The sequence below is a fragment of the Desulfobacula sp. genome (assembly GCF_021107415.1).
This window is the reverse complement of the sequence record NZ_JAIOSW010000160.1, coordinates 1-13,470: the sequence shown is the minus strand read 5'-3', so window position 1 is coordinate 13,470 and position 13,470 is coordinate 1. Positions and strand designations below refer to the sequence as shown.

At 41.3% G+C, this 13,470-nt stretch carries 11 protein-coding genes; 7 read left to right on the top strand and 4 right to left on the bottom strand.

The genetic code is table 11. The annotated features are described in order from the left end of the window. A partial coding sequence (locus K8S13_RS08775; protein WP_291462003.1) for an aldehyde ferredoxin oxidoreductase N-terminal domain-containing protein occupies positions 1-298 on the bottom strand: 298 nt, incomplete at its 3' end. Positions 299-341: 43 nt separating this feature from the next. Further along, the gene (gene gabT, locus K8S13_RS08770) at positions 342-1,646 is read right to left on the bottom strand and encodes a 4-aminobutyrate--2-oxoglutarate transaminase (RefSeq protein WP_291462002.1); all 1,305 of its coding nucleotides are present in this window, start codon (positions 1,644-1,646) and stop codon (positions 342-344) included. Between the two features lie 243 nt (positions 1,647-1,889). Between gabT and K8S13_RS08765 the strand changes: the two genes are divergently transcribed. The 7 genes from K8S13_RS08765 to K8S13_RS08735 all read left to right on the top strand — a co-directional run bounded on the left by K8S13_RS08765 (position 1,890) and on the right by K8S13_RS08735 (position 11,202). Continuing rightward, positions 1,890-3,662: a sigma 54-interacting transcriptional regulator gene (locus K8S13_RS08765; protein ID WP_291462001.1), complete on the top strand. Its 1,773-nt coding sequence runs from the start codon at positions 1,890-1,892 to the stop codon at positions 3,660-3,662. Between the two features lie 16 nt (positions 3,663-3,678). Continuing rightward, positions 3,679-5,877, top strand: coding sequence for a cache domain-containing protein (locus K8S13_RS08760; RefSeq protein ID WP_291462000.1), 2,199 nt, complete (start codon positions 3,679-3,681; stop codon positions 5,875-5,877). Positions 5,878-5,971: 94 nt separating this feature from the next. Beyond that, positions 5,972-6,643 carry a response regulator transcription factor gene (locus K8S13_RS08755; protein WP_291461999.1) on the top strand — a complete coding sequence of 224 codons (672 nt, stop codon included), beginning with the start codon at positions 5,972-5,974 and terminating at the stop codon, positions 6,641-6,643. Between the two features lie 214 nt (positions 6,644-6,857). Then, entirely contained in the window at positions 6,858-8,483 is a 1,626-nt protein-coding gene (locus K8S13_RS08750) for an AMP-binding protein (protein ID WP_291461998.1), read from the top strand. A gap of 137 nt (positions 8,484-8,620) precedes the next feature. Then, entirely contained in the window at positions 8,621-8,908 is a 288-nt protein-coding gene (locus K8S13_RS08745; RefSeq protein WP_291461997.1) for a hypothetical protein, read from the top strand. A gap of 12 nt (positions 8,909-8,920) precedes the next feature. Beyond that, complete coding sequence (locus K8S13_RS08740; RefSeq protein WP_291461996.1) at positions 8,921-10,558, top strand: sodium:solute symporter; 1,638 nt, start codon at positions 8,921-8,923, stop codon at positions 10,556-10,558. Between the two features lie 95 nt (positions 10,559-10,653). After that, positions 10,654-11,202 (top strand): hypothetical protein, encoded by a 549-nt coding sequence (locus tag K8S13_RS08735; protein ID WP_291461995.1) that lies wholly within the window; start codon positions 10,654-10,656, stop codon positions 11,200-11,202. An 18-nt stretch (positions 11,203-11,220) separates the two neighbouring features. On the opposite strand, the gene K8S13_RS08730 is transcribed toward K8S13_RS08735, so the two are convergent. Further along, on the bottom strand, positions 11,221-12,459 hold the full coding sequence (locus K8S13_RS08730) for a DEAD/DEAH box helicase (RefSeq protein WP_291461994.1): 1,239 nt from the start codon (positions 12,457-12,459) through the stop codon (positions 11,221-11,223). Positions 12,460-12,573: 114 nt separating this feature from the next. Then, positions 12,574-13,470, bottom strand: an 897-nt coding sequence (locus K8S13_RS08725) for an FAD-dependent oxidoreductase (RefSeq protein WP_291461993.1), incomplete at its 5' end; no start/stop codon positions are given.

Here is a 13,470-nt window from a genome sequence, read left to right as displayed (position 1 = left end):
CTGCAAAACTTCCCCCTGAATAGGATTCCCCGTAAAAACCCGTTAAAGGAGATTTGGCAAAAACGCCATACCTGGATGAACCATACAGGGAACTTGCCGAAAGAGGACCCGAGGCAATGATCAAATGATTATCAGGCCCCAGAGCGTCAACTCCTGCAGGGTTGCAGTCCAGAAGCAATTGCGTGGCAAGGCCTTTGCCTCCTAAGTTTGTCTCTATCATACCCTTGCCAATATCTTCGATCCGGAAGGTTTTCTTTGTCGCATCAATCTTTAATAATTTAAAAAAATAACCTTTCATTGACCTGCCTTTATTCTCTTGGCCTTTATTTTTCCGGCCTTTATTATTTTTCTAATTCATGGAAACTTTCTTCAAGTATTGAAAGTCCCTCGTCCAGTTCCTCTTTTGTTATCACAAGCGGCATCAGTGTTCTGATAACATTACCATAGTTCCCGCAGGACAGGATAATCAACCCTTTTTCATAACAGAGCTGTACCAGTTTTTTAGCCTCTTCAACGGCAGGTTCTTTGGTTACTCTGTCTTTAACCAGCTCCATACCCAGCATGGGGCCTTTCCCCCTGACATCCCCTATGATTTCGTGATTCTTTTGAAGGTCTGTAAATTTTTCCAATAAGATTTCGCCAAGACGCTGAGCTGTTTCCATAAGCCCATCTTCAAACAATATTTCAAGAACTGCAAGGGCGGCCCTGCAGGAGACAGGATTGCCACTGTAAGTCCCGCCAAGACCGCCTATATGAGGGGCTTTCATCAATTCTGTTTTTCCGATAACAGCACTTAACGGCATCCCCCCTGCAAAACTTTTGGCAAGAGTGATAATATCAGGTTCTATCCCCCAGTGTTCTATGGCAAAAAACTTGCCGGTTCTGCCGGCACCTGCCTGGACTTCATCAATAATCAAGGGTATTTCATATTTGGCACAAATTTTTTGAAGCTTTGGAAAATATTCAGGCGGAGGCGTTACAAATCCGCCTTCTCCCTGGATGGGTTCTGCAATTACTGCTGCTGTATTTTCAGGTGCCACATTGCCAATAAAAAAATCCTCAAGATGATCTGCACATGCGACATCACAGGAAGGATATTTAAGATTGAACGGGCAGCGATAACAATAGGCATAGGGCATTCTATAAATTTCCGGTACAAAGGGTCCGAAATTCAATTTATAGGGTTTAATTTTACTGGTAAGACTCATGGCAAGCTGGGTCCTGCCATGAAACGCATTCTCAAAACAAATAATGCCGCTTCTTTTGGTGGCGTACCGGGAAATTTTTACTGCATTTTCAACCGCCTCGGCACCTGAGTTGGCAAACAGGGTCATTTTTTGAAAATTCCCTGGTGCCAGATCATTTAATTTTTCTGCAAGTTCTATATAGGATTCATACATGGCAACATGAAAACAGGTGTGAATAAAGGAATCGGCCTGATCCTTTATGGCCTGGACAACCTTTGGATGACTGTGCCCCACGTTATTGGCACCGATTCCTCCAGCAAAATCGATAAACCTTTTTCCGTCCACATCAACCATGCAGGCGCCTTTGGCATCTTTGATAAAAGCCGGGGTTGTATTAAAAGGGCCCGGGGGAATATTTTTTAATCTTCGCTCCAAAAGTTCCTTACTTAATTGTGACATCTTAAATCTCCTGACTATTTGGACTGATTCATTTTTATTAAAAAACTAATCTGTACCAAGATACAAATACTTTTCAAATTCAATATACGAACTATTACGACTATTATGAAAATAGCAATTAACATGCCATTACCATTTTATGGTGTTTTGCCCTTGATTAATGGAAAATATCCGTATATTCTATGCGCTGGTGCATAAATTATGCACCAGCGCATAGAATATTTCTAAATCCGGAGATTTAAAATGATTATTACCGAAAAATCCATATCCCTTAACGAAAAATCAAAACAATTGAGCTGGAAACAATTCAGTAAAGCCTTTCTGAATGCATCTCCCAACGGTATCGTGGTAACTGACTGCTCTTTTAAAACAGCCATTTCAAATAAAAAAGCTCAGGAATATTTGGATATCTTTACCGGTACATTAATCCAAACCACCCTGCCGGAACTGACCGAACACTCCACTGCGGTTTTAAAAGATACCATTACCTTAAGGGATATCCAAATCATCAGACACAATAAGAAATTTATGACGCGGATCAGCCCCATTATCTGGAAAGAAATCACCCTGGGACTTTTCTACCTTTTCGAAGATGTCACCACGCTGGAAAAGGTCAGCAAAAAAATGAAATCCTATCAGGAAATATCCATGGAACTTGATACCATCATTAACTCCAGTCATGATGGTTTCTGGATCTGCGACGGTCAGGGAAAAGTGATAAGGATCAACCCGGCTTCGGAAGAGCTGACCGGCATCAGAGCTGAAAAATTTATCGGAAAATTCATGCAGGAACTGGTTGACAAAAGGTTTATTGACCGCTCCGTTACCTTAAAAGTATTAAAATCCCAAAAAAAAGAAACCATTATACAGCATACCAAACACGGAAAAAATCTATTGCTCACAGCCACACCCGTATTTGACAAAGAGGGACAGCTGTTCAGGGTGGTGGTCAATGAAAGGGATATTACCGAGATTGAAACACTTAAAAAGGAAATTGAGGAAAAACAGGCTCTGAAAGCCGAACTGGAGGAAGATCTTCTGGAAATGCAGATAGAAGCGTCAAAGGCAAAAAAAATCATTGCCAAAAGCCATAATTTAAAAACTATTCTTAAAAAAGCCGTCAAAATCAGCCGTGTGGATTCCTCTGTTCTCATTCTCGGCGAATCCGGCACGGGCAAGGGAATGATTGCGGAGATGATTCACTACCACTCAAACCGCCGGGACAAACCCATGATCAGGCTTAACTGCGGCACCATCCCCGAGTCTCTGGTAGAAAGTGAGCTTTTCGGCTATAAAAAAGGTGCTTTCACCGGTGCGGATAAAAACAAGGCCGGGCGGTTTGAAGTGGCTGACAAAGGCATACTCTTTCTGGATGAAATTGCAGAACTTCCCTTGTCTTCCCAGGTAAAGCTGTTAAGATTTCTTGAGGATGGCCATCTCAGCCGGATTGGTGACACTGCCAGTAAAAAAGTAAATGTCCGCATTATTGCTGCCACCAACCAGAATCTTGAAAAAATGGTGGCTGATAAAACATTCAGGCAAGACCTTTATTACCGGCTCAAGGTAATTCCCCTCCACCTGCCGTCCCTTAGAGACCGGAAAGAGTGTATCCTGCCTCTGATATCCCATTACATAAAATATTTTTGTAAAAAACATAAGATTAAAGGCCCAATCAAACTGACCAACAATGCCGGAGATGCCATGGAAAAATATGCCTATCCCGGCAATGTCCGGGAGTTGATCAATATATGTGAACGCCTTGTGGTGATGAATGAAAATAATAAAATCCATTACAATGATCTTCCCCATAGTGTTATGGATTCAGCAAAAAATGATAACCTGTTCACAGATATACATGACAAGGGTCTCTCTCTGCGTGAAATGATGACAACATTTGAAAAACAGATTCTAAAAGATATTATGAATAAGCATTTGACCCAGTCAAAAGCGGCAAAAGTGCTTGGCCTGAACCAGTCAACCATTGCAAGAAAATTACAAAAATACAAATTGATATGAAAAGAGGAGATTGAATATGAATCCGTTTCATCTGGTTAAAAATTTCCGTATCCGATATAAACTGCTGTTTATCTATTCTTTTACATTTTTTGTGATCATGAGCCTTGCAAGCCTGATCATCTATTCCATTGTTAAACGGAATGTTGAAAAAAATATTGAAAACGAACTTCAAAATTCTACTTCTGCCATATTGAATAATGTTAAGACTGCCGTCTCTGTATCCATCAAAAACCATTTGCGGGCAACAGCAGAAAAAAATCATGAAATTATTCAACACCTTTATGATTTACAGGCAGCAGGCGAGCTCTCTCTTGGGGAGGCAAAAAAAAGGGCTGTAGATATTATTCTATACCAGAAAATCGGAATAACAGGCTATATCTGCCTCATAGATGGTACAGGAAGGATAATCAAACATCCTAAAAAATCTTTGGAAGGTTTGGATATTTCCGATCACAAATTTATACAGGAAATGATAGCAAAAAAGAACGGCTATATTGAATATTATTGGAAAAATCCGGATGATCAAAGGGAAAGACCCAAGGCTCTTTACCTGAGCTATTTTGAACCCTGGGACTGGATGATCACTGTATCTTCCTATCGAAAAGAATTTTCCAAACTTGTTAATATCGATGATTTTAAAAAGAATATCCTGAGTTTAAAATTTGGAAAAACCGGATATTCCTATATCATGGATATCAAAGGAAATATGATTATTCATCCCGAACTTACCGGAACCAATGTGTTCCTCGGCCATAACTTTTCCAGCCGTTTCTTTAAAAAAATGATGAGAAAAAAAAATGGTAAAATGATTTATCCATGGAAAGACCCCAAAGATGAACGCTTCAGAAAAAAACTGGTTCTTTTTAACTATATTCCGGAATATGAATGGATTGTGGCCTCCTCCAGTTATCTGGATGAATTTTTCTCTCCTTTGAATACCATTAAAAACTTTATCATTATTGTGGGATTTGCCTCTTTGATTCTATTTATCCCCATCTCCTTTATCTTGAGCTCCACTATCACAAAGCCCTTGCGCGAACTGATGAACCGGTTTAACGAAGATATTATCGACGGTTTTTCCAACCGCCTGGTGAAAATGGAGTCCCATGATGAAGTGGGTCAGCTCACCTTTTACTATAACTCCTTTATGGACAAGCTTGAAACCCATAATAAAGCTCTTAAAGCCCAGATTTCAGAACGTAAGCAGGCCCAGAATGCTTTGCAGGAAAGCAAAGAAAAGTATCGGTCTGTTATGGAAGCAACACCTGATCCCATTGTGGTTTATGATATGGAAGGGAATGTCACCTATATGAATCCTGCCTTTACAAAGGTGTTTGGATATACGCTGGAAGACAGCATGGGGAAAAAAATGGATCATTTTGTCCCCAGAGAGCATTGGAAAGAAACCATGGAAGGAATCGGAACGATCCTGGAGGGTAAAGTGCTGCCGCGGACCGAGACCCAGAGGACATCCAGGGACGGACGGCTCATTGATGTGACCACCCGGGGATCGGTTTATCGGGATAAGGACGGGAACCCCTTGGGATCAGTGATTATACACAGGGATGTAACCGAATTCAAACGTCTTGAAAAGGCTATTATCAAAACAGGGGAAAAAGAACGACAAAAGATTGGAAATAACCTTCATGATGATCTTTGTCCCCATTTAATTGGAATTGAAGGATTAAGTAAGGTATTAAAAAAAAAGGTTGAAGGACACTCCCGGGAAGCAGGGCAGTTGTCAGATAAAATCACGGATTTAATAAAAGAGGCGACTTATAAAACACGCCAGCTGGCCAGGGGGCTTTGCCCGGTTTATTTTGACCACGGCCTTGAGTCTTCACTGCAGGAGCTGGTCACCAATACCCGAATCATGCACCGAATGGAATGCAGTCTTGACTGCAGGGAGAAAATCCCTGAAGGAAGCACCATCATGACCATCAACCTGTACCATATTGCCCAGGAGGCTGTTCAGAATGCCATTCGCCACGGAAAGGCAGACAAAATTAAGATCACAATAACAATACAGGAAAACATATTTCTTCTCAGCGTGAAGGACAACGGGGTGGGAATGGATACATCAAGGCAGACAGACGGCATGGGATTGCGAATCATGAATTACAGGGCCAAGCTTATCGGGGCCTCTTTGCTGATCGATTCTAATGACACCGGTACCCGGGTAAATCTGACCTTACCTTTAAATGCCTTAAGCTGAGCTCGGAGTCAGGTTAATCAATCGTGGTTAATCATTGCATGAACCTTTTAAAAATGCTATTTTCAGCCAACATTGAACATGATGAAGATGATTTATGCCAAATAAAAAGAAAATATTGCTGGTTGAAGATCATCCCATTTTCCGACTGGGACTTGCCGAGCTGATCAACCAGGAAAACGATTTTATCGCTTTTGGTGATTCAAAAGATGTGGAGCCTGCCATTAAGGAAATAGAAACCTTAAAACCTGATCTCATCATTGCAGACATCACCTTAAAAAAATCTGACGGTATTGATCTTGTAAAGTATGTCAAGAAATATCACAAAAATATTCCTGTTCTAATGTTGTCCATGCATGATGAATATTTATATGCTGAACGGGCTTTGCATGCCGGTGCCAGAGGCTATATCATGAAACAGGAAGCCATGGAGTCTGTCGTCTCAGCCATTCATCATGTTCTTGAAGGAAAAATCTATCTTAACGAAAACGTTAAAGAACATATTCTTTCCAATTTTTCCGACACGCCGGAAGCCAAAAAGAAAACACCCATTGACCGGTTGACAGACAGAGAATTGCAGGTCTTTAAAATGATCGGCAGGGGGTTTTCTTCCAGGGATATCGCAGAAAGACTCTTTTTAAGCATTAAAACCATAGGTACCTATCGGGAAAGAATAAAAAATAAACTTAACTTAAAACATGCCAATGAACTGATTAGATCTGCCGTGCATTTTGAAAAGACCGGTCAGATTACCACCCAGCCTGATTAATTTTACCCTTGTAGGTCTGAAACCTACAAGACCATACTGCTTTTAACCACATATCCTACAAAATCACCTACATTCAAAATCCGGTTTCTACCGATTGTTTAATTCGTCTTCCTTTAATACACCATATTGTAAGGAGGTGAAAAATTTTTAACTGATTTTTAATATTTAACGAAGCCAACCATCAACTCTACTTCAAAGGAAAAAGGTAAGACATATGACAATACAACCAAATATGACTGACTATGACAAAGAGTATGAAGAATTCAAATGGGAAGTCCCGGAATATTACAATTTTGCCGGTGAAGTCATTGACAAATGGGCTCAGGATAAAGAAAAGCTTGCCATGCTCTGGGTGGATGACAATGGAACGGAGATAAGAACAACCTTCAATGATCTCAGTGTTGCCTCAAAAAAACTTGCCAATGTTTTAAAAGCCCAGGGCATTGGGCAGGGCGATGTCGTCATTGTGGTTCTTCCACGAAACATTGAATGGTGGATCATTTTCACAGCCTGTATCCGCTGCGGTGCCATGATATCTCCTGGAACCACACAGCTCACCTCAAAAGATCTGGAGTTTCGTGCCACTAAATCCGAAGCTGCCTGTATCATTACCAATCCTGAGATTGCAGCAATTTTTGATGAGGTAGCAGATAAATGTGACACCATTAAATCAAAAATTGTTATTACAGCTGCCAAAGACGGATGGGTCTTTTTTGACGATGCCATGAAAGATGCATCTGATGAGTTTGAAACAGCTAAAACGAAAGCTGAAGACAATTGCCTGGTTTATTTTACATCCGGCACAACAGGATTTCCCAAAATGGCATTACATGCCCATTCCTATGGAATCGGACACCAGGTAACCGGAAAATACTGGCTGGATCTGAAACCTGAAGACATGCACTGGAATATATCTGATACAGGCTGGGCAAAAGCCGCCTGGTCAAGCTATTTTGGGCCATGGAATCAGGGGGCTGCCCAGTTTATACATCATACAGACCGGTTTGATCCAGAAGTCACCCTTGATTTACTGGCTAAATATCCGGTCACTACCATGTGCGGTGCGCCCACTATCTACAGAATGTTAGTATTGCAGGATCTGTCCCAGTACAAATTCCCCGCACTTCGACATTGTGTTGGTGCAGGAGAACCATTAAACCCGGAAATCATTGATGTCTGGGAAAAAGCAACAGGATGTATTATCAGAGACGGTTACGGCCAGACTGAAACGGTTCTTCTTGCCGGAAGTTTCCCCTGCATTGAACCGCGTTTCGGTTCCATGGGAAAAGCCACTCCTGGTATTGATCTGCATGTGATTGATGATCAGGGCAACATCCTTAAACCAAACGAAGAGGGTGATATAGCTATAAGGATTGAACCTGAAAAACCGGTCGGGCTCTTTAAAGAATACTGGAAAGAACCCGACAGAACAGCATCTGCATTTATTCCGGGCTGGTATCTCACAGGAGATAAAGCCTATAGAGACGAAGACGGATACTTCTGGTTTGTGGGAAGATCGGATGATGTTATCTTGTCTTCCGGCTATAGAATCGGGCCATTTGAAGTGGAAAGCGCCCTGATCGAGCATCCGGCTGTTGCAGAATCAGCGGTTGTTTCAAGTCCGGATGAAACCCGTGGTGAAGTGGTTAAAGCCTTTGTTGTTCTCGTTCCAAATTATAAGCCCAGTGACGACCTGGTTAAAGAAATACAGGATTATGTCAAAAAGGCCACCGCACCCTATAAATATCCAAGGAAGATAGACTTTGTAGAAGAATTGCCTAAAACCATCAGCGGCAAGATACGACGAATTGACCTGAGAGACGCTGAGTGGGGCAGATAAACCATTGGTGCAGCCAAAATAATTATAAAAGGCTAATTTTGCCGGCACCCGGTACCGAATTTACCCAATTTTATTTTTTGGGGGCCGGCTACCGGCAAAAATCAAATATCATATCTATTAAATAAGGAAGTTTTGCCATGAAAGAAAAACTCTACAAAAAAGAAATTACACTCACCATTGTATTTTCTGTTCTACTGCTTTTGGTGGGCCACTCAGCATCAATTTTTGTTCTTTTTCCAAGTCTGCAGCAAGGCACATTATGGGGATTTCCAACTCAATATATTATTCCTATACTGTTGGGATGGTTTGGGGTTGCGGCAGTCTGTCTGGCCATGACCATCATGTGTAATAAATTTGATGACGAAATGGAAGAGTATGTCGATTCCCTTCCACCTGTCACTGAAACCGAAAAAACTGATATATAAGGAGGCCATAATATGCCGGCTGAATATGCGTTAAGTAATGTATGGATAGGAATTGGTATTGTTTTTATCCTTTTTGTTATTTTCTACGGTGTGGGTTATATGGCCAGCCGTAAAACCACTTCCGATGCAGATTTTTACGCAGCAGGATTTTCCATCGGACCAGTTACCAACGGTCTTGGAATGGCAGCCACCTGGGCTAGCCTTGCAACCTTTTTAGGGGTTATTGCTCTTATTTTAAAACTCCAGGTGCCTTTTGTCTATCTCTGGATTCAATGGGCCATTTCCATTCCTCTGCTCACCCTTTTATACGGGACCAGTTTAAGGCGGATGAAGGCCTTTACTCCCGCAACCTTTATCAGACAACGATATGGGAAACCCTCCACGATCGTTATTGTCTGCTGGATGATCCTTATCATGATCATGTATGCACTGGGGCAGATGATTGGTCTTGGGCGTGCATTCGAACTCCTCTTTGGCGTACCGTATAACACTGCCATCATTGTTGCAGGAGTTGCAACTGTCGGATTTATCACCATCGGCGGTATGTACGGAGCCACCTATAATGCAGCCTTCCAGATGGTTGTCATGACCATTGCCATGATTGTTCCCATGGGTGCCATCATGAAAATCATGGGATCATCCGGATGGTGGTTTCCACCATTAGCGTACGGTGATATGGTTCCGGATATGCTTAAAAATATCCCCACATTTTTTGATATGAAATATGATTATAGATGGTATTTTGCTCTGATTCCCGCGTTTACCTTAGGCCCCATTGCATTACCCCATCTGGCCATGAAAGTATTTACCTCTTCATCTGTAAAGAGTGCCCGCTGGGCAGTTGTATGGTTTGCCCTCTTTCTGGGCCTTCTTTTCTCAGGAACCTATGTGGTCGGATTTGCAGGAAACTACTTTACCGCCACCACAGGCAGGATAATTGAAAAAGCTGACCAGACCCTCTTGATTCTCAATGTATTTTATAACCCAACCCTTGTTGCCGCCTTTGTTATGGGAGGTGCGGTGGCTGCAGGACTTTCCACAATCGGTGGCAACCTTATGGCCATTGCAGGACTTGTGGGATCAGACCTTTTGGGAATCATTGCCCCTGATATGGAAACTTCCAAAAAAATGAAGTGGGGTTATGCTGCCCTTCTCATGGGTGGAGCCGCCGCCATTCTCATGGCTTTCAGCCCGCCAAAATTTTTGGTGACCAGTATCCTCTGGGCATTCGGGCTCCTTGCGACTACTGCCACTCCGGCCATTTTACTGGGTGTGTGGTGGAAAGAAGCCAATAAGCTTGCTTTAATCGTTACTTCACTATTCTGCGGTTTTCTATTTATTCTGATCTCTCCCCATGTCATCCCCTCTATTTGTGTGGGTAGCGGCCTTGTAGCAGCACTTGGCATGTCCGGTGGAATGGTCACCATACCATTGAGTTTTGCCATGTTTATCATCCTGTCCATTGTCTTTAACAGAATGTCCATGTTCAAAGCCTTTGCTCCCACATTGGCAGACAAAAAGGTAATTGACAGAATCCATGGCTGGGGAACAGATTATGAAGAAACCAGGTACAACGGTATTACCTGGCCCTTGATTATATCTGCTGTCTGTATCGCTATATTTTTCTGGGGTCTTCAACCCTGGAGTTAACACTTTAAAAGGCGTTCTCCTCCTGAGTTCAGCCTGACCGCAGTCCCCTGGATCCAAAAATTTCCAGGGGGCTGCACAACAAAAAGGAATCCCAAATGAACTATTTTAACTCCATGATCCGGCTTCTTCAATTTGATATTGCCCCTGTTAAAAAATTGAGCCTGAAACAGCTGCAATATTTTGCCATCATTAATGTGGTCATTCTGGGATTAATTTATGGATTTTCCGCCTTTTTTTTCAGCAAGATCCTTTTAGTTGAAAAAGGGTTTGATGCTTCTTCTTTTAATGCCTTAAAAATCATTATCGCAGGCATTCCCATAGCGTTTTTAATGCATGCCAGTGCATCACTCTTTTTCTGGGTTTTTTTAAAAGCCATCGGCGGAAAAGCAAATTTTATACTGTCATACTTTAATATGGGTGCTGCATCTATTTCTCTGTGGCCGTTGGCACCCTTTATAGCGGCCCTTCAAACCGGTGGGCAGATGCCTTTGATGGCTGGTCTGGCTATTTGCTTTTCTTTATATGGTTTTGCTGTGAATGTGCTGTTAATTAAGGAGACCTTTCAACTATCCCGGGTCAAGATGTTCATTGCCACATCTGTTACTATCATCTATATCGGGTGCTTTTTATATCTGTGGGTATAAGTCAATATTTTCAGCGGATTATTTTTTCTTCTTTCGCTTTTTCTTCCTTTTTTCCCAATCTTCCTGCTCCTGGATTAATTCCTGAATGCTTTGGATCTCATTAGATAAAGAAAGGGTATAGGTATACTCTTTTTTGCTGACAGGTATGGTTTGAATCTTTTTATTTAAAAACTGCTGGATATCTTCAAGGCGTTCTTTTTCTTCCTTGCTGCAAAAGGAGATGGCAATCCCTTTTTGAACCCCTCTGCCCGTTCGTCCCACCCTGTGGACATAATTTTCACTCTTTTCCGGAAGATCATAGTTAATAACATAGTGAACATTGGGAATATCGATGCCCCTGGCACTGACATCTGTGGCAATCATAATATTTATTTTGCCCTGTTTAAAAAGGGACATCACTTCTGTCCTCTCCTTTTGATCTTTTTCTCCATGAAGGGTTGAAGCCTTTATATCACCCCTTTCAAGGGCTTTTGCCACCCGTTCCGCCCTAACCCTTGTTCTGACAAAAACAATGATCCTTGCTTCCGGATTGTCACTGATAAATCTTCGTAAAAAAAAACGTTTATCATCCATTTCAACAAACATGACAAAATGGGATACGTTTTTAGAAACCGGATCTTCCGGAGAAATTTGAATCCTTATAGCAGAAGATTTCACCTGGGAAAAGGCAAGCTTTTTAATCTGTTTATTAATTGTTGCGGAAAAGAAAAGGGTTTGATGTTTTTTAAAAAGCTTTCTTTTTATTGATTTGATATCATTGATAAATCCAAGATCCAGCATCTGGTCAGCTTCATCAAGAACAAGAATATCCACCTGTTTCAGGCTGATGGCCCCCTGGCTGATCAGATCAAACATCCGTCCGGGAGTTGCCACAAGCACATCAATTCCATTGGCAAGCTTTTTGATCTGGGGGTCCTGTTCAACCCCTCCATAAACTGCAAATATCTTTACCTTGGTGTGTTTTGAAAAATCATCAAATACGGATCCGATTTGAGAGGCCAGTTCCCTTGTGGGGACCAGGATAATACATTTGATTCCCTGTGATCGTTTTGAACTCTTTGCCCTGTGGATCTTATCAATTATGGGAATGGCAAATGCGGCTGTTTTCCCTGTACCGGTCTGGGCAATGGCAAGTACATCCTCTCCCTTCATAATGGAAGGAATAGCCTTATACTGGATGTCTGTGGGACGTTTAAATCCAAGTCCCGACAAATTCTTTTTGATAGCGGATGATATATGGTATGTGTCAAATTTCATGAAATCTTTTTGGCCTTTTAACGGTTAAAGCCCTAAAATACAGGTGAATCCTTTAAAAAGCAACCGCCTATCTTATCTTGCAGGAAAGGGGAAATCAAAATTTTTACAAGTTCCTTAATTTTGAGTCATTAAGATTCCAGGATAAAAGTATTTTGATAAAAGTTCATCTTTAAATTTTGAAACGTTAACTCTTTTAGTAAAAAGGGATAAATAAACGCCTGCATTCGAAATATCCCCTAATAACACAAACCCCATTATTTTATCATCTTTTAAATATATTTTGCGCAAAACATCTTTGGTTTTATATTTAACTTCTTCTCCTTTAAGTTTTCCAACCACTATGAGTTTGAAACTCAATTTTTTTAAAGAATTCATATTTGCCTGTTTTTCATATTTCCTTTTCATACCCAGAATATTATGTGCGACCGTCTGTGCATGATTTACCGCAACGGGAAATAAACCATGAATTTTCCTTTCTCCGGAAACAAGCTCAATGGTTTCTGCAACATCCCCACATGCATAGATATACGGATATTTTGTCTGGAGGTATTCATTTACAATAATTCCTGTGTCATATTCAATATCAGTGTCTTTAATAAAATCAATGCTGGGTTTAACACCTGTTGCCGCTATGTAAATATCAGCTTTCAATTTTCTGCCATCCGTGGTTAAAAGACCTTCAACAACTTCTTTTCCAATAAATTCTTTCCCCTCTGTATTTAACATTACATCAACACCCCGGGCTCGAAGATCATTTTCAACATATTCAGCCGTTTCCGTATCTATCAGGCGGGGCATTATCCAACCCCTTCTATTAAGTACGGAAGATTTAATTCCAATCTTCGCAAGGGATAATGCGATTTCAACACCGATAAATCCCCCCCCGACAATTATGGCGGTTTTCTCTCCACCTTCTTGTGCTATACTTTTTATTTTATCTGTTCCGACAAATGTCTTAAAATCAGTAATACCTTTTTTATCCGAACCTTTAACCGGTGCATATAATGAGGT